The 20,378-nt window shown below is 58.0% G+C and carries 21 protein-coding genes; 8 read left to right on the forward strand and 13 right to left on the reverse strand.

The features are described from left to right. Window positions 1-77 precede the first annotated feature (77 nt). Together ABJM03_RS01675 and ABJM03_RS01680 are read left to right on the forward strand one after the other, a co-directional pair. Window positions 78-2,441, forward strand: coding sequence for a xanthine dehydrogenase family protein molybdopterin-binding subunit (locus ABJM03_RS01675; RefSeq protein WP_348415143.1), 2,364 nt, complete (start codon window positions 78-80; stop codon window positions 2,439-2,441). Window positions 2,442-2,540: 99 nt separating this feature from the next. Then, complete coding sequence (locus ABJM03_RS01680; RefSeq protein ID WP_348415144.1) at window positions 2,541-3,332, forward strand: xanthine dehydrogenase family protein subunit M; 792 nt, start codon at window positions 2,541-2,543, stop codon at window positions 3,330-3,332. Window positions 3,333-3,425: 93 nt separating this feature from the next. On the opposite strand, the gene infC is transcribed toward ABJM03_RS01680, so the two are convergent. Beyond that, entirely contained in the window at window positions 3,426-3,971 is a 546-nt protein-coding gene (gene infC / locus ABJM03_RS01685) for a translation initiation factor IF-3 (RefSeq protein WP_348415222.1), read from the reverse strand. A gap of 201 nt (window positions 3,972-4,172) precedes the next feature. Between infC and ABJM03_RS01690 the strand changes: the two genes are divergently transcribed. Continuing rightward, the gene (locus ABJM03_RS01690) at window positions 4,173-5,108 is read left to right on the forward strand and encodes a translation initiation factor 3 (protein WP_348415145.1); all 936 of its coding nucleotides are present in this window, start codon (window positions 4,173-4,175) and stop codon (window positions 5,106-5,108) included. Between the two features lie 55 nt (window positions 5,109-5,163). Here ABJM03_RS01690 and ABJM03_RS01695 read toward each other — a convergent pair whose 3' ends face one another. The 6 genes from ABJM03_RS01695 to cysG form a co-directional block, all read right to left on the reverse strand. After that, window positions 5,164-5,838, reverse strand: a complete 675-nt coding sequence (locus tag ABJM03_RS01695) for a M50 family metallopeptidase (RefSeq protein ID WP_348415146.1) — start codon at window positions 5,836-5,838, stop codon at window positions 5,164-5,166. Between the two features lie 50 nt (window positions 5,839-5,888). Further along, a complete protein-coding gene (locus tag ABJM03_RS01700) occupies window positions 5,889-6,737 on the reverse strand; it encodes a ferredoxin--NADP reductase (protein WP_348415148.1) in 849 nt (282 codons plus the stop codon). Window positions 6,738-6,811: 74 nt separating this feature from the next. Next, window positions 6,812-7,213, reverse strand: a complete 402-nt coding sequence (locus ABJM03_RS01705; RefSeq protein ID WP_348415150.1) for a DUF934 domain-containing protein — start codon at window positions 7,211-7,213, stop codon at window positions 6,812-6,814. 102 nt (window positions 7,214-7,315) lie between these two features. After that, window positions 7,316-8,980: a nitrite/sulfite reductase gene (locus ABJM03_RS01710; RefSeq protein ID WP_348415152.1), complete on the reverse strand. Its 1,665-nt coding sequence runs from the start codon at window positions 8,978-8,980 to the stop codon at window positions 7,316-7,318. After that, complete coding sequence (locus ABJM03_RS01715; protein WP_348415153.1) at window positions 8,980-9,276, reverse strand: DUF2849 domain-containing protein; 297 nt, start codon at window positions 9,274-9,276, stop codon at window positions 8,980-8,982. The genes ABJM03_RS01710 and ABJM03_RS01715 overlap by 1 nt, the downstream gene beginning before the upstream one ends. Further along, window positions 9,276-10,670, reverse strand: a complete 1,395-nt coding sequence (gene cysG, locus ABJM03_RS01720; RefSeq protein WP_348415154.1) for a siroheme synthase CysG — start codon at window positions 10,668-10,670, stop codon at window positions 9,276-9,278. The genes ABJM03_RS01715 and cysG overlap by 1 nt, the downstream gene beginning before the upstream one ends. Before the next feature lie 136 nt (window positions 10,671-10,806). Here cysG and ABJM03_RS01725 point away from each other — a divergent pair, with 136 nt between their 5' ends. Next, window positions 10,807-11,268: an Lrp/AsnC family transcriptional regulator gene (locus tag ABJM03_RS01725; protein WP_348415155.1), complete on the forward strand. Its 462-nt coding sequence runs from the start codon at window positions 10,807-10,809 to the stop codon at window positions 11,266-11,268. Window positions 11,269-11,280: 12 nt separating this feature from the next. Here the strand turns inward: ABJM03_RS01725 and ABJM03_RS01730 are convergent, their stop codons facing one another. Continuing rightward, window positions 11,281-12,465 (reverse strand): cytochrome P450, encoded by a 1,185-nt coding sequence (locus tag ABJM03_RS01730; RefSeq protein ID WP_348415156.1) that lies wholly within the window; start codon window positions 12,463-12,465, stop codon window positions 11,281-11,283. Window positions 12,466-12,794: 329 nt separating this feature from the next. Here ABJM03_RS01730 and ABJM03_RS01735 point away from each other — a divergent pair, with 329 nt between their 5' ends. The 3 genes from ABJM03_RS01735 (at window position 12,795) to ABJM03_RS01745 (ending at window position 15,941) form a co-directional block, all read left to right on the forward strand. Then, window positions 12,795-13,790, forward strand: coding sequence for a DctP family TRAP transporter solute-binding subunit (locus ABJM03_RS01735; RefSeq protein ID WP_348415157.1), 996 nt, complete (start codon window positions 12,795-12,797; stop codon window positions 13,788-13,790). A gap of 89 nt (window positions 13,791-13,879) precedes the next feature. Next, a complete protein-coding gene (locus ABJM03_RS01740) occupies window positions 13,880-14,560 on the forward strand; it encodes a TRAP transporter small permease (RefSeq protein WP_348415158.1) in 681 nt (226 codons plus the stop codon). Window positions 14,561-14,564: 4 nt separating this feature from the next. Then, window positions 14,565-15,941, forward strand: a complete 1,377-nt coding sequence (locus ABJM03_RS01745; RefSeq protein ID WP_348415159.1) for a TRAP transporter large permease — start codon at window positions 14,565-14,567, stop codon at window positions 15,939-15,941. Window positions 15,942-16,062: 121 nt separating this feature from the next. Here the strand turns inward: ABJM03_RS01745 and tpiA are convergent, their stop codons facing one another. Continuing rightward, complete coding sequence (gene tpiA, locus ABJM03_RS01750; RefSeq protein ID WP_348415160.1) at window positions 16,063-16,812, reverse strand: triose-phosphate isomerase; 750 nt, start codon at window positions 16,810-16,812, stop codon at window positions 16,063-16,065. A gap of 120 nt (window positions 16,813-16,932) precedes the next feature. On the opposite strand from tpiA, the gene ABJM03_RS01755 reads away from it, so the two are divergent. Continuing rightward, complete coding sequence (locus ABJM03_RS01755) at window positions 16,933-17,853, forward strand: 2-oxoglutarate and iron-dependent oxygenase domain-containing protein (RefSeq protein ID WP_348415161.1); 921 nt, start codon at window positions 16,933-16,935, stop codon at window positions 17,851-17,853. Here the strand turns inward: ABJM03_RS01755 and ABJM03_RS01760 are convergent. The 4 genes from ABJM03_RS01760 to ABJM03_RS01775 form a co-directional block, all read right to left on the reverse strand. Next, on the reverse strand, window positions 17,850-18,182 hold the full coding sequence (locus tag ABJM03_RS01760) for a TfoX/Sxy family protein (RefSeq protein ID WP_348415162.1): 333 nt from the start codon (window positions 18,180-18,182) through the stop codon (window positions 17,850-17,852). The genes ABJM03_RS01755 and ABJM03_RS01760 overlap by 4 nt on opposite strands. Further along, window positions 18,179-18,541, reverse strand: coding sequence for an iron-sulfur cluster assembly accessory protein (locus tag ABJM03_RS01765; RefSeq protein WP_348415163.1), 363 nt, complete (start codon window positions 18,539-18,541; stop codon window positions 18,179-18,181). Before ABJM03_RS01765 ends, ABJM03_RS01760 begins: the two co-directional genes overlap by 4 nt. Before the next feature lie 80 nt (window positions 18,542-18,621). Then, a complete protein-coding gene (locus ABJM03_RS01770) occupies window positions 18,622-19,842 on the reverse strand; it encodes a glycerophosphodiester phosphodiesterase family protein (RefSeq protein ID WP_348415164.1) in 1,221 nt (406 codons plus the stop codon). Window positions 19,843-19,958: 116 nt separating this feature from the next. Next, a complete protein-coding gene (locus ABJM03_RS01775; RefSeq protein ID WP_348415166.1) occupies window positions 19,959-20,321 on the reverse strand; it encodes an SUF system Fe-S cluster assembly protein in 363 nt (120 codons plus the stop codon). Window positions 20,322-20,378: the final 57 nt, after the last annotated feature.

The raw sequence follows: 20,378 nt of genomic DNA on the forward strand, positions 1-20,378 counted from the left end.
GGCGGGGTGCAGCACGCGGTATCATCCGCATCAGACAGGATGTGCAGATCAGGCGCATCATCACGGGAGGAATGATAATGCCAAAGGACAGCGGTATCGGCGCCAGCAGCAAACGGCGCGAAGACATCCGGTTTTTGACCGGAGACGGCAATTACACAGATGACATTAATGTAAACGGGCAGGCCTATGTCTATTTCCTGCGCTCGGACATCGCACATGGCACGCTCAACAGCGTGGACACCTCGGCGGCCGAGGGCATGGAGGGGGTTGTTCGCATCTTTACCGGCGCGGATTTCGAAGCCGTAGGGTCGGTCCCTTGTGGCTGGCAGGTCACCGACAAGCACGGGGAGCCGATGCAAGAGCCACGCCATCCTGTGCTGGCCCATGGTAAGGTTCGCCATGTGGGCGAACCCATCGCCGCCGTTGTCGCCGAGACGCTGGAGCAAGCCCGCGATGCTGCCGAGGCGATTATGGTCGATATAGACGAGCTACCCGCCGTGGTGGATATGAAAGAAGCCGTTAAGGCCGGTGCCCCCAAGGTGCATGACGATCTGACCAGCAACCTGTGCTATGACTGGGGCTTTGTCGAAGAGAATAAGGGCGCTGTGGACGAAGCGTTCAAAAACGCCGCCCATGTGACCACGCTGGAACTGGTGAACAACCGTCTTGTGGCCAACCCGATGGAGCCACGCGTCGCCGTGGGTGATTATGCCCGTGGCACAGGGGACCATACGCTTTATACCACCAGCCAGAACCCCCATGTGATCCGGCTGTTGATGGGGGCCTTTGTGCTGGGCATCCCCGAGCATAAGCTGCGGGTTGTGGCCCCTGATGTGGGCGGCGGCTTTGGCACCAAGATTTTCCACTATCAGGAAGAAGCGTTCGTCACCTTTGCTGCCAAAGCATGTAACCGCGCCGTGAAATGGACCTCAAGCCGGTCTGAGGCATTCATGTCAGACGCCCATGGCCGTGATCACGTCACCAAGATCGAGCTGGCGCTGGATGCGGATAATAACTTTACCGCGCTGCGCACAGATACTTACGCCAATATGGGGGCCTATCTTAGCACCTTTGCGCCATCGGTGCCCACATGGCTGCATGGCACGCTTATGGCGGGTAACTACAAGACGCCGTTGATCTATGTGAATGTGAAGGCAGTATTTACCAACACCGTGCCTGTAGATGCCTACCGCGGCGCTGGGCGGCCCGAGGCGACCTACCAGCTTGAGCGGTTGGTGGACAAAGCGGCACATGAACTGGGTGTGGACCCGATAAAACTGCGGCGGCAGAATTTCGTTATGGAGTTCCCCTATGCCACGCCTGTGGCGGTGGAATATGACACCGGCGATTACGTGGCGACGATGGACAGACTTGAGGAAATGGCCGACATCGCGGGCTTTGCGGATCGGCGCAAGGCAAGTGAGGCCAAGGGGCTGCTGCGCGGCTTTGGCGTGAATTGCTACATCGAGGCCTGCGGCATCGCGCCTAGCAACCTTGTCGGGCAACTTGGCGCGCGCGCTGGGCTGTTTGAAAGCTGCACCGTGCGGGTCAACGCGACCGGCGGTCTAGTGGTGATGACCGGTAGCCACAGCCACGGGCAGGGGCATGAGACCTCCTTTGCCCAAGTGGTTGCTGATATGATCGGCATTCCTGAGGACATGGTCGAGATCGTGCATGGGGATACGGCCAACACGCCTATGGGCATGGGCACCTATGGCTCGCGCTCGCTTGCGGTGGGGGGATCGGCCATGGTTCGGGCGACCGAGAAAATCATCGCCAAGGCTACCAAGATCGCCAGTCACCTGCTGGAAGCCTCGGAAGCGGATGTTGAGCTGAAAGACGGTGCCTTCACCATTGCGGGCACGGATAAATCCGTGGCTTGGGGGGATGTCACGCTGGCGGCCTATGTGCCGCATAACTATCCGCTGGAAGAGATCGAACCCGGTCTGGAGGAAACGGCCTTTTATGACCCTAGCAACTTTACCTACCCCTCCGGTGCCTATGCCTGCGAGGTGGAGCTGGACCCCGAGACCGGCGTGGTCACGATTGAACGGTTCTGGGCGGCGGATGATTTTGGCAATGTCGTGAACCCGATGATTGTCACAGGGCAGGTGCACGGCGGGCTGGCCCAAGGGATCGGTCAGGCTCTGCTGGAAAACTGCGCCTATGACAGCAACGGCCAACTGCTAAGCGCGAGCTATATGGATTATGCCATGCCGCGCGCCAGCGATTTGCCGATGTTCGATGTGGACCATTCGTGCCAGACCCCCTGCACCCACAATCCGCTGGGCGTGAAAGGCTGCGGCGAAGCGGGGGCCATTGGCTCTCCGCCCTCGGTGGTGAACGCGGTGCTGGATGCGATGCGATCAGGCGGCAAGGACATCGGGCATATCGACATGCCGGTATCGCCTGCGCGCGTCTGGGAGGCGATGAACAGCTAAGCCCATGGGCGCGGTGCGTTGCACTTGCGTGCTGAAACGGATTTGAAAGCGGGCGGAGGGGGCCAACAGCCACCCTGCGCTGCGTGAAAGGAAAACGATATGTATAACTTTGATGTGGAAATGCCGACAACCATTGCCGATGCGGTGTCGGCGCTGGGCCGCGATGAGGCGCAACCCTTGAGCGGGGGGCAGACGCTGATCCCGACGCTGAAGGCCCGTCTGGCCGCCCCCTCAGTGCTGGTGTCATTGACGGGTATTGCCGAGATGAAAGGCATCCGCAAAAACGATGCCGGCGAGATTTGCATCGGCGGTGCGACAACACATGCAACTGTCGCGGCAGGCGTGCCGGAATACCCCGGCCTTGCGTCGCTTGCCGCGCGTATTGGTGACCCTGCGGTGCGCAATCGCGGGACTATTGGCGGCTCGGTTGCGAATAATGATCCATCCGCCTGCTATCCGGCGGCGGTGCTGGCCTCGGGGGCGACGGTCGTCACGAACAAACGCGAAATCGTGGCGGATGATTACTTTCAAGGGATGTTCGATACCGCGCTGGAGGAAGGTGAAATCGTGACCGAGATCCGCTTTCCCGTCCCGCAAGCGGCTCATTACGAAAAACACATCCAGCCCGCCTCGCGGTTTCCGCTGGTGGCGGTCTTTGTGGCAAAATTTGCCGATGGCGTGCGGGTTGCCGTAACCGGCGCGTCAGAGGAAGGCGTGTACCGTTGGACCGAGGCCGAAGAAGCATTGAGCGCCTCTTTCACAGCTGATGTGGTGGCGGGCCTGTCTGCAAACGGATCCGATATGATCAGCGATCTGCACGGCACGGGCACCTACCGTGCGCATTTGGTCGGCGTCATGACCAAACGGGCGGTTGCTGCGATTGCAGGTTAGACCAGTGAACCCATAAAACCAAAACAGCCGCGCAAGTTGCGCGGCTGTTTGAATAAATGCGGCTGGTAACGCCAGCACAGCGGTTTTGCGCTGTTATTTCGGCAGTGGCCCGATCAGCATGACCATCTGGCGGCCTTCCATTTTCGGGAAGTTTTCGACCTTGCCGTGCTCTTTGGTGTCAGCGGCAACCCGTTCCAGCAATTCACGACCAAGGTTCTGGTGCGCCATTTCACGGCCACGGAAACGCAGGGTGACTTTCACCTTGTCGCCGTTTTCGAGAAATTTATAGACGTTGCGCATCTTCACATCATAGTCGTTCGTATCCGTATTGGGACGGAACTTGACCTCTTTGATCTCGATGATCTTCTGCTTTTTGCGCGCTTCGGCTTCGCGCTTTTGCGTCTCGTATTTGAATTTGCCAAAATCCATGATCTTGCACACGGGCGGGTTGGCGTTTGGCGAAATCTCGACCAGATCAAGGCCAGCCTCGTCTGCCATGACCATGGCGCGGGCAGGGGACACAACGCCGACGTTCTCGCCATCGGCGCCGATCAGGCGAATCTCAGAGGTGCGGATATTTTCATTGACGCGCGGGCCGGTGTCTCGTTGCGGCGGTGCGTTATGGGGTCTGCGAGCGATGATGGTCGTCCTTTGATTGTTGTTTTAACGATTACACAAAGTAAACACCTGCGCCGTGCCCTTCAAGGTGTAATTGATGCAAGCTTTGGGCAAACTCGCGCGTTTTCCCCTTGAACCGGTCCGGCTGGCAGCGCATTTCAGCACCAATGTTAAGCATCTGTGAAGAATGTTACAGAATGCATCAACTGAAGGGAATAAAATATGAAGAATCTAGTTTGGATCGTTATTGCAGCGGTTATCGCGTTCGGGGGCTATCTGCTCTATTCCGGTCGCAGTGTGCAGGATGTCGCCGCTGACGTGAGCGAAACAGCAACAGCCGCCGCGCAGGCGACCAGCGAAGCAGCATCCGATGTGGTTGATGCTGCGGCGGAAGCAACCTCTGATGCAGCGGATGCTGTAGCAGATGTCGCAACCGATGCGGCCGATGCCGTGACAGAAGCCGCAGAAAGCACCGTTGACGCGGTAAGCGAAACAGCAACAGACGCTGCCGATGCCGTGGCTGACGCAACTTCTGACGCTGTCGATGCCGCAACAGATGCGGGCACAGCCGCTGCAGATGCAGCCGCCGAGGCCACAGATGCCGCAACAGGCGCAGTTGATGATGCCGTTGACGCGGTAACAGGCGCGGATGCTCCTGAGGCGACCGTTGACACCGAAGTTGACGCCGCGGTGGAAGCCGAAGCAGACACAGCAGCCGATCTTGGTGATGCAACTGCGAACTCTGCGATTGATACAATCACAGGTGCCGGTGAGAATGCAGCAGAAGAAGCCGCAGACGCAGCAACAGCTGTAACCGACACGGCAACAGCTGTAACCGACACGGCAACCCAAGCAGCAGATGCAGCCAATGAAGCCGCAAACGAAGCAGCGGCCGATGCTGCAGCTGCGGCGGTTGATACAGAAACTGTTGCGACCGAGATCGCAGAAGGCACCGCAGATGCGGCCACCGAAGCGGCTGTTTCCCAGTTGCTGACCGTGGACGGCTTTGATCTGGGTCAGGTGACAGAGCTTGTGAACAACTCCGAGCTGGGTGCAGTGCAAAAGACTGTCCTGACACAGGGTCTTCAGTCGGCGCAGAACAACCCCGAATTGCTGTCAGCAGCACTCGAGAAAATTCGCCTCGCGCTTGGCATGTAAGTCAACGTCGTAGCGATGCGATTAGGGCCGCTTCCCGAAAGGGAGGCGGCTTTTTTCATGGGCTCAGGGTAAGATTACTTGTGCTGCCAAGGCCGCGCCGCAGGCACCATATAATCACCGCAACGCTCACCAACAGCCATAGCCCACCCCATATGGCCGCAGTGCCGCCGAAGTTATCTGCCAACATCTGTGCATCCGATTGGACACGGCGCCGTGCGATCGTGTCATCATAGATGTCATAGGGCACATAGATCATACTGCTTAACCCGATCACCCGCAGGGTCATGTCATTGGCCGCATGGCCAAGAAAACGCGCCATCGCGATCAGTGCCGCCGCGCCGATGGTGCAAAAGGCCACTGCAAACAGATCGCGCACATAGAAAACCGTAACCAATGCCATCACTATACCCAGCCCCGCGATCACCATGCGGTCCATTTGGCTGCGCAGGGCGGTCATTAACAGCGCCACCCCCAACAACAACGATCCAAGATACCCCGCCGAAAGGATCACGAACACATTGCCGCCCCGCGTGATGGCAAAGCCGCCCTGTTGCGGCGATAGCGAAATCTGCGTGACCGAGCCGCCGGTCAACCAAGCGGCAAGCGCATGCGACAGCTCGTGCAGGAAAACGACCAGAATCTTGAGGGGTATGACCACAGGCGTTTGCCACAGGGCAAATATAACTGCCGTCAGGGCCAGGAGCTGCCAGTGGGATTTGAGATAAGACATCGCCCAATAGCGCCTGAGCCGGCGGGCGATGTCAATTCTTGTAGCCGGATTTAACCGACGAAGGCTTTTTCAACCACATAGTGTTGCGGGTCCGAGTTTGCGCCTTCGACAAGGCCAAAACCTTCGAGGATGCGTTTGATGTCTGTGTTCAGCCCCATGGAGCCGCAAACCATCGCGCGGTCTGTCTCGACGTTGATGCCTTCAATGCCCAGATCGGCAAATACTGTGCCATCTTCCAGCAGGGTGGTGATACGGCCCATCTTTGGGCTTTGTTCCCGCGTGGTGGTTGGGTAGTAGCGAATCTTGGCAAGGTTTTCGGTGCCGATCAATTCCTGCATCATCTCGTCGGCCTTCAGGTCTTCGATCAGTTTGCGGGAATATTCCAGCTCGGCCACATCGCGGCAGGTGTGGGTGACGATGACTTCGTCATAGTTTTCATAGGTCTCGGGCTCGCGCAGCAAGGATGCGAATGGTGCAAATCCGGTACCTGTGGAGAAGAACCAGATGCGTTTGCCAGGCAGCAGCGCGTCATGCACCAGCGTGCCAACGGGCTTGGGGCGCAGGATGATTTCATCGCCGACTTTGATGTGCTGCAGCTTGGAGGTCAGCGGACCGTCCTGCACTTTGATCGAATAGAACTCCAGCTCGTCGTCCCACGCAGGGGAGGCGATGGAATAGGCGCGCAGCAGCGGCTTTACCTTGCCGGTTTCGGGGTGCGGGTCGCCCATCAGGCCGATCATCACAAACTCACCCGAGCGGAAGCGCATGCTTGCAGGGCGTGTGACGCGGAATGAAAACAACCTGTCCGTCCAATGTGTCACGGCAGTGACGGTTTGGGCGTCGGGCAGGGTGGGGACGGCTTTTGCTGTCTGTGTGTTCACTGTATTTTGCTCGGTCATGGTTGCTCCGCAGGGCTTGATCCCGCGGTCCTTGTCATAGGTAATGGGAGGATGACACGCAATACGCGGTGCGATTATCCGCGCAGACGTGCCTGATAATGATGCTCTTTCCAGTTGGCACGCGCGAGCCATTGTGGCTCTGGCTGGCGGGCGGCAAGATCATCGTCGATTTCGACTTCGTCAAAACCACAGCGGCGGGCCATGGCATATTGGTCGGCCAGAACATGACCACGGGCGCGCAAACGGCCGGTAAATCCGCGCAAGCGCAGGCCGGAAGCAATGGTGAACCCGCGTCCATCCGCGCTGGACGGGAAATCAACGCGGATCATTTGCAGCCCGTCGGTGAGTGGGATGTCGTCGGGCATGATGTCCGAAGGCACATCCAGTGCAACGCTGTCATTTGCGGCACCGACGCTGCAAAAATTGCCGGTCCAGTCATCTGCGGCAAAGCCGCTATCGGTTACAATCACGCTCATGTCCGTGCTCCTGAGTTCATCGGGGCAGTTACGCCCAATGCAAAATGCATGCCGTATTTATCTATGGGATGACTGCGCCATTGGGGCGCAGCCGGTGTTCGGTCAAGCGGCATTTGATTGCGCTTCGGGGTAAAGGGCCGCTTTGAACGGCGCTGCACCAAGGCGTTTATAGCACTCTATGAACGTCTCGTTGCGGTCTTCGCGCAGCTCAAGATAGCCATGCACCAAACGCTCGATCGCGGGTAGGATTTCCTCGGATGAGAAACCGGGGCCTGCGCGTTCGCCGATATTTGCGTCTTGTGTGGCGTCCCCGCCCAGTGTGACCTGATAGTTTTCAACACCCGCACGGTCGAGGCCAAGAATACCGATATGGCCCACGTGGTGGTGCCCACAAGCGTTGATGCAGCCCGAGATCTTGATCTGCAGCGGACCTACGTCATGCTCGAGCTTGAGCTCGTCAAACCGCATGGCGATTTCCTGGGCCACAGGGATCGAGCGGGCCGTCGCCAGCGCGCAATAATCCATGCCGGGGCAGGCGATAATATCCGAGATCAGGCCGATGTTGGCCGTGCCCAGCCCCTGTGCACGCAGCGCGGCATAGACCGACGGCAGATAGCTTTTGTGAACATGCGGCAGGATCACGTTTTGCTCGTGGCTGATCCGGATATCGTCATGGCCATAGCGCGCGGCCAAATCCGCCATCAGGTGCATCTGCTCAGCCGAGGCGTCGCCGGGCGTTTTGCCGTGGGCCTTGAGGCTGATGGAGACGATGGCGTAATCTTTTTGCTTATGCGCGCTCAGGTTTGTGTCCGCCCACGAGCGGAACAACGGGTCGTTCTGATAGGCGGCATCATAGGCGTCCGTGGGCGCGACCTTATACTGAGGCGCGGCAAAATCTGCCTCGATACGCGACAGGGCTTGTTGGTCGATGCCGGTGAACTGCGAGCGGACCAAGGCATAGGCCGCATCCACGCGGGCGCGGATGTCTTCGATGCCGTTCTCGTGCACGGTGATCTTGATCCGTGCTTTGTATTTATTATCACGGCGGCCCAATACGTTATAGACGGCGACAATCGCCTCCAATGTGGGCAGCAGGTCTTCGGCGGTGACGAAATCATACAGGACTTTGCCGATCATTGGCGTCCGGCCAAGGCCACCACCGACGATGACTTCAAAGCCTTGCTCGCCGTCACGTTCGACGATGCGCAGGCCGATGTCATGGGCACGCACAACCGCGCGGTCATGGGCAGCGCCCGAGACAGCGATCTTGAATTTGCGCGGCAGGAACTGGAACTCAGGATGGTCGGTGGACCACTGGCGGATCAGCTCGGCAATCGGGCGCGGATCGGCGATCTCATCGGCGGCAGCGCCCGAGAAGTGGTCAGCGGTCACGTTGCGGATCGTGTTGCCCGAGGTCTGGATCGCGTGCATGTTCACTTCGCCCAAAGCATCCAGCATATCAGGCACATCGCGCAGCTCAGGCCAGTTGTACTGGATGTTCTGGCGCGTGGTGAAGTGGCCATAGCCCTTGTCCCACTTGGTCGCGATATCGGCAAGCTTGTGCATCTGGCGGCTGTTGAGCGTGCCATAAGGGATCGCCACGCGCAGCATGTAGGCGTGCAATTGCAGGTACAGGCCGTTCATCAGGCGCAAAGGCTTGAATTCATCCTCGGTCAGCGAGCCGTCGATGCGGCGCTCGACCTGAGCGCGGAATTGTGCGTTGCGTTCCTTGATAAAGGCGGCGTCGAAATCGGTGTAATGGTACATCAGAATTGCTCCTGTTTGCCGTGGGCATAGTTGGAAGGGCCTTTGGCGCGAAACGCCTCGCGGAAGTGGGTGGTGCGGATTTCGCCGTCGGTTGTATCGACCTTGATCAGGTACACGCCGACAACTTCGGATGCCTGAGCGGCTGCCTCGGCCATTCGGGTATTGGCGGTTTGCTCTTCGGTAAACACTTCGGCCTGGGCCAGATCGCGCACCCATTCGTTACCGTTCAAATAGATAACATCACCCTCAAGCAGCGCGTTGGCGGTAATGACGGAAGGAGAGAACGGCTTGGCCATTATGCGAATTCCTCGATTTTGATGGTCGGGGCGGCGGCCAATGCGGCGCGCGGGGCCAGCCCGAGAAAGGTGAGTGCGGGGCCGTCCAGCTTTGCAGCCTCAAGGGCGGCGGGCAGGGCGTCCAGCGTTGTTTCCAGCACACGTTGATCCACGCGCGAAGCGTTTTCGATCACCGTGACCGGCGTATGGCGGTCGGCCCCGTGCATCAGCAGGCGGCCTTGGATGAAACGGGCGGATTTCTTGCCCATGTAGATTGCGGCGACTTCGCCGGGCTTGGCCAATGCGTGCCAGTCGTGATCGGCAAAGCCGCGTGTGTCATGGCCGGTCAGGAACCGCACCGACGCATTGCGCCCGCGCCGCGTAAGGCTTTGCCCGATGGTTGCCACAGCGGCAGAGGCCGATGTGATTCCAGGCACGATGTGCCAGCCGATGCTATGGGCGTCAACTGCATCAATTTCTTCGTCCAAACGGCCAAACACGGTTGCATCCCCGGATTTCAGGCGCACGACCTGCGCGCCTGCCTGTGCATGCTCAACCAACAGCGCGTTGATATGTTCCTGCGGCGTATGCACGCCAAAGCCTTCTTTGCCGACGTCGATCATGGTGGCCTCACGGCGGGCCAGTTCCAGAATTTCCGGCGTGATCAGACGGTCATAGATAACCACATCCGCCTCATCCAGCGCACGGCGCGCCTTGAGGGTCAGCAATTCGGGATCGCCGGGACCACCGCCAACAAAGGCGACATGGCCTTCGCGTGCGGTTTTGTTCAGGTGGATATTCAGCAAGCTTTCGAGGGCGGGCAGAACCTTGTCCTTGCCCTGTGCGATCGCTTTGGGGCCCGCGTCAAAATAGAAGGCGCGCCAGAAATCGCGACGCGCACGGCCAAAGGACAGTGCGTAGGACGCTTTGCGGAAGGTTTTGCCAATACGCGCCAAGGTGCCAAGGCTTTGGGGCAGGCGCTCTTCTAAGTCGGCCTTGATTGCACGGGCCAAAACAGGAGCCGCACCTTCGGTGCCAATAGCGATGGTAACAGGATCGCGGTCTACGATGGCAGGCGTGATGAACTGGCTGTCTTCGAGGTTGTCGACGATGTTGACCATGGCACCACAGGTCCGCGCCAGATGGGCGGTGCGTGCATCCTCGGCCTCGTCTTCGTTTGCGCCGTAGAACAGCGTGGCGCAAACCGCATCGCCGTAATCCATGGCACGCCCGACCAGCGTGAGCTGACCCGCAGCGTGCCATTGGGCAATCTCGGGCGCAGCGTCAGCTGCAAAAACGGTGATCTTTGCGCGGGTTTTCAGCAACAGGCGCAATTTGGCGAGCGCAGCATCGCCGCCGCCGGACACGATAATACGTGCGGCATCGGTTTGTACGAAGATAGGAAAGTGATCCATGTGGCCGTCCTTATTGCTCATGTACCAATATAGAACTTTGTTCGTGTATTTCGCTATATGTCCCGCTACATAAGGACATACGTTCTGAATGGGCTGGCCGTTAGAACGGCGCGCCTGAAAATGAGGAAATTGTGGAATGAATGTCCGTATAGATGAAACAGACCGGAAAATTCTTGCAGCCCTACAGCAGGATGCAAGCCGCTCACTGGACGATATTGCCCGCGAGGTCGGCTCTTCCAAGACGCCGGTGTGGAACCGGATTCGTAAAATGCGCGAGGCGGGGATCATTGGTCAGCATACGGTGGTTCTGGACGCTGAAACGCTGGGGTTCGAGGCCTGTTTCTTTGTGTTGATCCGTACATCTGAGCATGAAGCCGATTGGCAGGCGCGTTTTCTCAAGGCCTTGCAGGACCGGCCCGAAGTGCAAGAAGCCCACCGTCTGGCGGGGGACATCGACTATATCCTCAAGGTGCGGGTCGAGAACGCGCGCGCTTATGACAAATTCTATCAGGCGCTGATTTCAGAGGTGCGGGTGCATAACGTCACGGCGCTTTTGTCGATGGAACAGATTAAATCGACGACCATGCTGCCGCTGTGACAGCAGGTCAGGTCAGGCGGTGACGCTCAGCTTGTCCAGTTTGTGAAAATGATAGCTGTCGGCAAATTGCGGTGTCGCGGCAAGGCGCAGGTCTGGCAAGGCGTCGAACAAGGCGGGCAGGGCGATCTGCATCTCCATCCGTGCCAGCGGTGCGCCCACACAGAAATGCAGACCGCCGCCAAAGGCAGCATGGGGGTGGGGGCTACGCTCCGGGGCAAAGCGGTGAGGGTCGCTGAACACGGCCGGATCACGGCCCGCCGCTGCGAGGACCAGCCCGATGCGACCGCCCTCGGGCAATGTCACATCCCCCAAAGTCACATCCTCATAAACATAGCGGTCAAACATATGCAGCGGTGGCGTATAGCGTAGTAATTCCTCGCAGGTGCCTGCAATTTTATCGGGCATCAGCATCGCCATAGGGGTTTTGTGATCAAGCAGGCAAGCCACGGCATTGCCCAGACTATGCACCGTGGCCTCATGGCCGGCATTGAGCAGTAGCACACATGTTCCGATCAGCTCGGCAGTGCTGAGCCGTGTGCCGTCCTGTTCGGCGGCGATCAATTGGGTGATCAGATCATCTGCGGGGCGCTGCCTGCGTTCTTCGATATAGGCGGTGAGAAAGTCGGCGAATTCCTGTGCGGCTTGGGATGCGGCCTCTTCAATGGCGCGGTTGCGGCCCGCCTGATAGACGGCAACCATGGCCGACGACCACCGAAGCAAATCGGGCGACATCGCCTCGGGCACACCCAAAAGCCGTGCGATGATGCGCACGGGCAGCAGGGCGCAGAATCGCGGGATCAGGTCAAAGGGCGCATTGCGCGGTAAACTGGTCAAAAGCTCGGCGGTGACGGCCTCGATGTCGGGTTTTAGGCTGGCGATGCGCCGCGAGGTAAAGGCACGCAGCACCAGACCGCGCAGGCGAGTGTGATCGGGGGGCTCAAGTTCGAGCATGGAGTGCTGTTCGACCGCGTGAAAGGGCACCATGTGATCGGGAACTGGCTTGCGGGCGGCTTCGGGTACCGCGCGGCCCAACCGGCGGTCGCGCAGCAATGCTTGCACGGTGCCCGCATCAAAAGCGGCAGGCATGCCGTAGTCTTCCCAGAACACAATCGGCCCCGCCGCACGGGCGCGGTCATAAAACGGATAGGGGTTCTGGATGAACGCGGGATCATGGGGCGATTGGGACAGATGTTTCATAGCTCGCATGCAAACGCTGTTAGGCGGGTGAAGGCAAGAGGCCCTGTGGCGGGAATGTATTAGACTCGCCAGCGGCGGTCAGAAAACTTTGGCGGTTGGCCCGGTGGTTCGGTGATTCCCCTCAAACGGTGCTGCATGGCGCTGTCGGTGCCCGGTATTGCGGCGCAAACTCGGGGCCAAGAATGCATAAACCCGAATGTTAGCGCCCTGAAACAACAATATTTTCACCCGCAGCGTAACCTGCTCTTGCGCTGTTTCTGCGCAGGTTGGATAGTGCGCTCACATACGCGTGAAGGCGCGGTTATAAAAAGATCCCGGGAGGAACTAAAATGAAGTTTATCACTGCGGCCGTTCTGGCCATGACCATGTCCGCTGGTACTGCTATTGCGGCCTGCGATGACGGCGAAATCGTTATCAAGCTGAGCCACGTAACCAACACCGACAGGCACCCGAAAGGCATCGCTGCGGCGCTGTTGGAAACCCGCGTCAACGAAGAGATGAACGGCAAGGCCTGCATGGAAGTTTTCCCGCAGTCCACGCTGTACAACGATGATCAGGTTCTCGAGGCGCTGCTGCAGGGTGACGTGCAAATGGCGGCCCCTTCGCTGTCCAAGTTCGAACAATTCACCAAGAAATTCCGCATTTTCGATTTGCCATTCATGTTCAAGAACATCAATGCAGTTGACGAATTCCAAGCATCCGAAGCCGGTCAGGCGATGAAGGAATCCATGACGCGCCGTGGTCTTTTGGGTCTGGCGTTCTGGCATAACGGTATGAAGCAGATGTCGGCCAGCAAGCCGCTTTTGTTGCCCGATGATGCAGATGGTTTGAAATTCCGCGTGCAGAACTCGGATGTGTTGAAAGCGCAGATGGCCGCGATGGGTGCCTCGCCCCAGCCGATGGCATTCTCCGAAGTATACGGTGCCTTGCAGACAGGCGTTGTGGACGGTCAGGAAAACACATGGTCCAACATCTACGGCCAGAAGTTCTTTGAAGTGCAGGACGGCACAACCGAGACCAACCACGGTGTGCTTGATTATATGCTGGTGACCTCGACTGACTTCATGGACAGCCTGCCTGATGATGTGCGCGAGCAGCTTGTGACCATCGTGAACGAAGTGACCGCAACGCGGAACTCTGAATCGGCAAGCGTGAATGCGGCCGCCAAGGCGGAAATCCTTGCCGCAGGCGGCGTTGTGCGTGAGCTGGACGCGACACAGCGCGAAGCATGGGTCACGGCGATGAAGCCCGTTTGGGAGGAATTCCTGGATGATGTAGGTCAGGAAAACATCGACGCGGCTCAGGCGATCAACGCCAACCACTAAGACCTTTAACTTGAAATGCACCCCGCCTGATCTTTCGGGCGGGGTGACGCTTTTGCGCAGCAGCGCGCCCCTTGTCTCAGGAGTGTTTCATGGCCCACGCATATGAAGCCAAAACGGCCCTAGGCCGCATCGTCAACGAGATCGAAGAATCCGCAATTGCCCTTCTTCTTGGTCTGATGACAATCATCACATTTATCAACGTTGTGTTGCGCTACGGCTTTAACACCGGTTTGATCTGGGGACTTGAAGCAGTCACCTTTCTGTTCGCGTGGCTGGTGCTGTTCGGCGTGAGCTATACCGTCAAGGTCACAGCCCAACTGGGGGTGGATGCCGTGATCAACCTGTTCAGCCCAAGTGTTCGGCGTATCCTTGCGCTGGTGGCCGGTGGGGTCTGTATTTTGTACGCCGTGCTGGTTTTCAAAGGCGCGTGGGACTACTGGGCTCCTTTTGCGGGGCTTGATGCGACCTCGGGGCGCTGGTTCCCCACAGGGTTTGCCAACAGCCGTGATCAGGCGTGGTACGAAGTCATTGATATCCCCTTTCCTGAATGGCTCACCTTTATCGAGCCGCTCATGAACGAGGGCGAAGCATATGAAAAGCTGCCGCGCTTTATCCCTTATGCGATCCTGCCTTTTGGCATGGCGCTTTTGCTGTTTCGTTTTATCCAAGCATTTGTGCGGGTCTGGACCGGCGAGTCCTCCAGCCTGATCGTCAGCCATGAAGCCGAAGACGACATCAAAGATGTCGCCCATTTGAACGCAGGGGACTAACCCAATGGAAGTTGTATTCCTTTTTACCATGGTGATCGGCCTGATGTTGATCGGTGTGCCGATTGCCATCTCATTGGGCACTTCGTCCATTATTTTCCTGCTGGTGATCGGTGATACCTCGCTAGCCTCGATTGCGCAGACGTTGTTTCAGGCGATGGCGGGGCATTACACGCTGCTGGCGATCCCGTTCTTCATTCTGGCGTCTTCGTTCATGTCCACAGGGGGTGTGGCGCGCAGGATTATCCGCTTCTCTATTGCGCTTGTGGGGCATTTGCCCGGCGGTCTGGCGATTGCGGGTGTTTTCGCCTGTATGCTGTTCGCCGCTCTTTCAGGCTCGTCGCCTGCGACCGTGGTGGCCATTGGCTCTATCGTGATCGTGGGTATGCGTGAAGTCGGGTACACCAAGGACTTTGCCGCCGGTGTTATTGCCGTGGCGGGTACGCTTGGCATCCTGATCCCGCCCAGCATTGTGATGGTGGTCTATGCCTCTGCCACAGATGTGTCGGTGGGGCGGATGTTCCTTGCCGGTGTTATTCCGGGACTGTTGGCAGGCACCATGTTGATGGTGACGATTTATATCATGGCGCGCGTGCGCAACCTGCCCAAGGGCGAGTGGCGCGGCTGGGGCGAAGTCTGGACCTCTGGCGTTGAGGCCGGTTGGGGGCTTTTTCTTATCGTAATTATTCTGGGCGGTATTTATGGCGGTATCTTCACCCCGACCGAAGCGGCGGCAGTGGCGGCGGTCTATGCCTTCCTGATCTCAACATTCGTGTACCGCGATATGGGGCCTTTGCATGTCAAAGGCGACGCACAGAACCTCGCGTTGTGGGAAAAGCCCAAAGCGCTGCTGACGGTGTTCTTCCACCGCGATGTGCGCAACACATTGTTCGAGGCGGGCAAGCTGACGGTGACGTTGATGTTCATCATCGCCAACGCACTGATCCTCAAACACGTGCTCACCGACGAGCAAATCCCGCAACAGATCTCTTCTGCGATGCTCAGTGCGGGCTTTGGGCCGGTCATGTTTCTTGTGATTGTGAACGTGATCCTGTTGATCGGCGGACAGTTTATGGAGCCGTCGGGCCTGTTGGTGATTGTGGCGCCATTGGTGTTCCCCATCGCGATCGAGCTGGGTATTGATCCTATCCACCTTGGCATCATTATGGTGGTGAATATGGAAATCGGGATGATTACACCGCCGGTGGGGCTCAACCTGTTTGTGACCTCGGGCGTGGCGAATATGCCGATGATGAAAGTGGTGCGTGCCGCATTGCCTTTCCTTGCGGTGCTTTTCGTCTTCCTGATTATGGTGACCTATATTCCGATCATTTCCACATGGTTGCCGACCCTTGTTATGGGCCCCGAGATCATCGTGAAATAGTATGAGACCGCCGTGCAGGCATTGTCTGCGCGGCATATCAAAGCCAATGAAAAGGGGCGCAGGGTCAATTGATCCTGGGCCCCTTTTCTATGCGGAGTGTACTGTGGTGAAACCGTTCGGTTCAGCTATCGGCGAGGGCGTGAATGATCGGCGCGAAATCGTCCGCCTTGAGGGAGGCACCGCCCACCAGCGCGCCATCGACGTTTTCGGCTTCAAATATGGTCGCAGCGTTATCCGGTTTGACCGACCCGCCATAGAGCAGGGGGATCTGATCGGCGATCTGCGCACCAAAGCGCGCGACAAGCTTGCTGCGTATAAAATCATGCACCTCGACAATCTGCGCCTGTGTCGGGACCTTGCCAGTGCCAATGGCCCAAATCGGCTCATATGCGACAACGGTATTATCCGCGGTGATCGCATCGGGCAGGGAGCTTGCCAATTGGCCCGCGATCACATCCAGCGTGGCGTTTGTTTCGCGTTCCTCCAGCGTCTCACCAATACAGATGATCGCAGTCAGCCCCGCGTGCCATGCCGTGGATGTCTTGTGGCGCACATCGCGGTTACGCTCTGCGTAGGCTTCGCGGCGCTCGGAGTGGCCAAGGATAACATAGCGGGCACCTGTGTCGGCGATCATCTCGCCGGAAATATCGCCAGTATAGGCACCGTCGGTTTCTGCGTGGCAATCCTGCGCACCGATCTGGATGCCGCTGCCTTCGGTTGCGCTACAGGCGCTGAACAAAAGCGTCGTTGGCGGGCAGATGACCACATCGGGTCCTCCGTTTGGGAGGATGCTCTGCAATTTGCGGATCTCCTCAAGGCTTGCGGCGGTGCCGTTCATTTTCCAGTTTCCAGCAGCCAATTTGCGTCGCATGGGCAATCCTTTGATTTGTTAACTATGTTTAGCACCCGCCCCAGAGCATTTCAACGACAGGGTTGGCCTTGGCCGCTGTCGGGGCTAGAAGCGCGGCGAGTGCGTAACGGAGTGTCTCGAATGATACCGACAATTGATCTAGCCAAGCTGAATGCCGGCAATCCAGAGGCTTTGGCCGCGATGAAGGAGGCCGCCACAGACATAGGGTTTGCGACAGTCAGCAATACAGCGTTGGACGGCGCGCGCGTGCGGGATGTGATCGAAACCTACCGCGCGTTTTTCCATTTGCCCGAAACGCAAAAACTGCCTGTTAGCATGGCAGACACAGGGGCCAATCGGGGGTGGGGGGCTGCAGGCTCCGAACAGGTCGATCCCGATGCGAATCCCGATTACAAACAATATTTCGACTGCGGTGTTGATCTGGCCGAGGGCGATCCCCTGCGGGAGATGGCGGTCTATGCGCCCAATATCTGGCCAGCAGAGCCTGCCAATTTTTCCGAGGTCCTGCGGGCCTATTATGCGGATGCGCGGGGCGTGGCACTGGATGTGTTGCGCGGTGTGGCCCAGTCGATTGGTGCGCAGCGTGATGTCTTTGATGCGGGATTTGCCAAACCGATGGCGCTGCTGCGCGGTAATTACTATCCCAGCAGACCTGATTGGGCAGGGGCCAAGGATTTCGGCATCGCCACCCACACAGATTACGGCTGTCTGACGTTGCTGGCCACAGATGGCTCACCGGGGTTGGAGGTCCGTAAGCGCGGTGGCGGCTGGATCGCGGTGCAGGCGCAGCCGGGGACATTTGTGATCAACTTTGGCGAGATGATGGAGCTTTGGACAGATGGTGCCGTACGTGCCACGCCGCACCGCGTTGTGGGCGGATTGGCAGAACGCATATCAGTGCCGCTGTTTTTCAACCCGTCCCATGACACCAATGTGGCCCCGTTCGGCACGGACCAGATCCAGCTAGCAGGCGATCATCTGGCTGCACGTTTTGGCGAGACCTATCTGCACCTGAAAAAGGATCAACCCGCGGGGAGCTAGGCCTCTAACGCATCTAGCGCTTCGCGTGCCAGCGCGCAGCTTTCGTCGGGGTCGTCCAGATAGACATCCGGCAGGGTCCAGTAGGGCATCGACGATTTGCTGCCGTCCTTGCGGGTGTAGAGCCATTGCTCGCCACCCAGGTCACGCATCTTGTCGGCAAATGGCCCTTTTGCAGCTTTGATCATGATCTGCCCGTCCTCGCGCTGCACAGCGAAAATGGTCGGGCCACAATACAGCCCTAAAGCGCCGAACATGCGGCGGGTGTTGAAATCGGGAATATTTTCAAAAAGGCTACAGCTGAAAGCGATATCAGCCGCGCTGACGCTCACTTGGCGAACAGGGCTTCGTCGAATTTGATGGATTCGCCACAACCGCAGGCCTCAGAGACATTGGGGTTGTTGAATTTGAACCCGCTCTCGAGAAGCGTTGTTTCATAATCAATCTGCGTGCCGAACAGAAACATCTGGGCCATAGGGGCAATCATCACACAAGCCCCGTCTGTGGTGACGACCTCATCATTCGGATCAGCCTCATCCACATATTCCATGGTGTATTCCATGCCCGCACAGCCACCTTTTTTGACGCCGATGCGCAGGCCTGCGTGGCCCTTGTCGGCCATCAGCTTGCGAATTTGCACAGCCGCTTTATCGGTGATGGTAACTGCTTGTTTGCCTGGAATGCCGAACATGTCTGTTCTCCTTTGGCCATAAGATAAGAGGGCGGCAGAGCAATCTCAAGCCCTGCCGCCGCCCAATTGGGGCAGTTTCGTTACAAGCCCATGCAATTGGCGTAATATGTGACGGTCGCAGGCCAGTCGGAAAAGACACCACTTACGCCTACATCCTGCGCCAGAGCGTCCAGTACCTGATAAACGGCTGCATCGCTTGTCATGGCATCCGAAATACTCTGGTAATACCAGCCACCACCGTCGGTCAGCGGGCCAGAGCGTTCCATCGACCATGCGATGATCTTGAGCCCGGCTGCTTTTATCTCTTTGGCATAGGTCGAAGGCACGATTTCGCCGTTCTCAAGGGTCAGCAGCATCCAGATCGGAGGCGCGATATATTTCACGCCACGATCGGCAAGCGACTGCATGCTGTCGGGGTAGGTGGCCGGATCGTTAACGTCAAAGCCTTCGACGTCATATGTGTTATCCAGATATACCGCCTGCGCACCGAATTCGGGCTCGTTCTCGATCCAGTACAACACATCTTCGAGGTTGAAGGACTGCAACCAGACGTCAGAGGCCGGCACGCCAGCGGCTTTGTATTCGTCCACCAGCTTTTGCGCATAATCTTCCTGGCTCAATCCATTATGCGGCATCTCGACGGAGGGGGATTTCAGTTCGGGGGTGAATTTCACGCCGAGCGATTTGAACAGTTCGATGCTTTCGGCGTGGGTCATCTGTGTTGCACCGGCGGTGTAGAGATCGGTGCGGAAGGGCGCGATGCCGCCCTGATAGGCTTCAACCGTGGTCGCCGTGGTATCGGCGCTGTCCATTTTCGGGGTGAGTGTTTTAAACTCGGCCAAAGTCAGATCCGAGGTGCGGCATTCGGCGCCTGCCTTGGTATCCCCGTCAGCAGGGGTGAAACCGGCAGTGCATTTCGGCGCCAGATCGGTCAGCAAAATGTTGGTGGTGGTGTGTAGATCGTTCTGGGCATGGCGGCAGACCAGCTGGTGGTCGGCGGTGAAAGTGACATCACATTCCATAATGCCCGCGCCCATGCCGGCAGCGGCGATGTAGCCCTCGGCGGTATGTTCGGGGAATTGCAAGGGTGCGCCACGGTGGCCGATCGAGAAATCCGTGCGCTTGGGGGTCTGGGCGCTGCACGAAGCCAGTTTGGTCTTGAGCGGGCCATCGGGTAGCTTGTTGACCAGATAGGCAGGGCGTGCGCCATAGGACATACCGCCATGTGCTGCGTGATCGTCAGCTAGGGCTGCCACGGGCAGGAGCGTGAGTGTTATTAGCAGGCTAGGGGCAAGGCGCATCAAGGTTCTCCGATTGGGGCGATATCAAACAAGTGATAGTCCACACGAAGCGTAACTTTTTTGCGGCCCTGCAATTAAGGTTTTGCAAAGATTTTGCATCGGATTTGTAACGAATGCTACATGAAGCCCAATTCTAGCCGCGCTTCGTCAGACATCATTTCCATGCCCCATGGTGGCTCCCAAACAAGGGCTACGTCAACCTGTTTTACACCGGCAATCGGCTCGACCGCGTCGGCAACCCATCCGGGCATCTCACCGGCGACGGGGCAACCGGGGGCGGTCAGGGACATTTTGATGTCCACAGCATTCTCTTCGTTGATCTCGATTGTGTAGATCAGGCCGAGTTCGTAAATATTCACGGGGATTTCAGGGTCATAGACCGAACGGCATGCCTCGACGACCTGCTCATACAGCGGGTGGTCCGTGGTTGATGGTGCAATCAGCGGCGTGCCCTCAAGAGGGGGGGTCGTATTATTCATAAGCGTCTCACCTGTAAACTTGAGGTTTTATATAGGGATTGGCCCGAGCGGCGTCTA

Origin of the sequence: Sulfitobacter sp., from assembly GCF_039977885.1 — a bacterium.
In the GTDB taxonomy this organism is placed as follows: Bacteria; Pseudomonadota; Alphaproteobacteria; order Rhodobacterales; family Rhodobacteraceae; genus Sulfitobacter.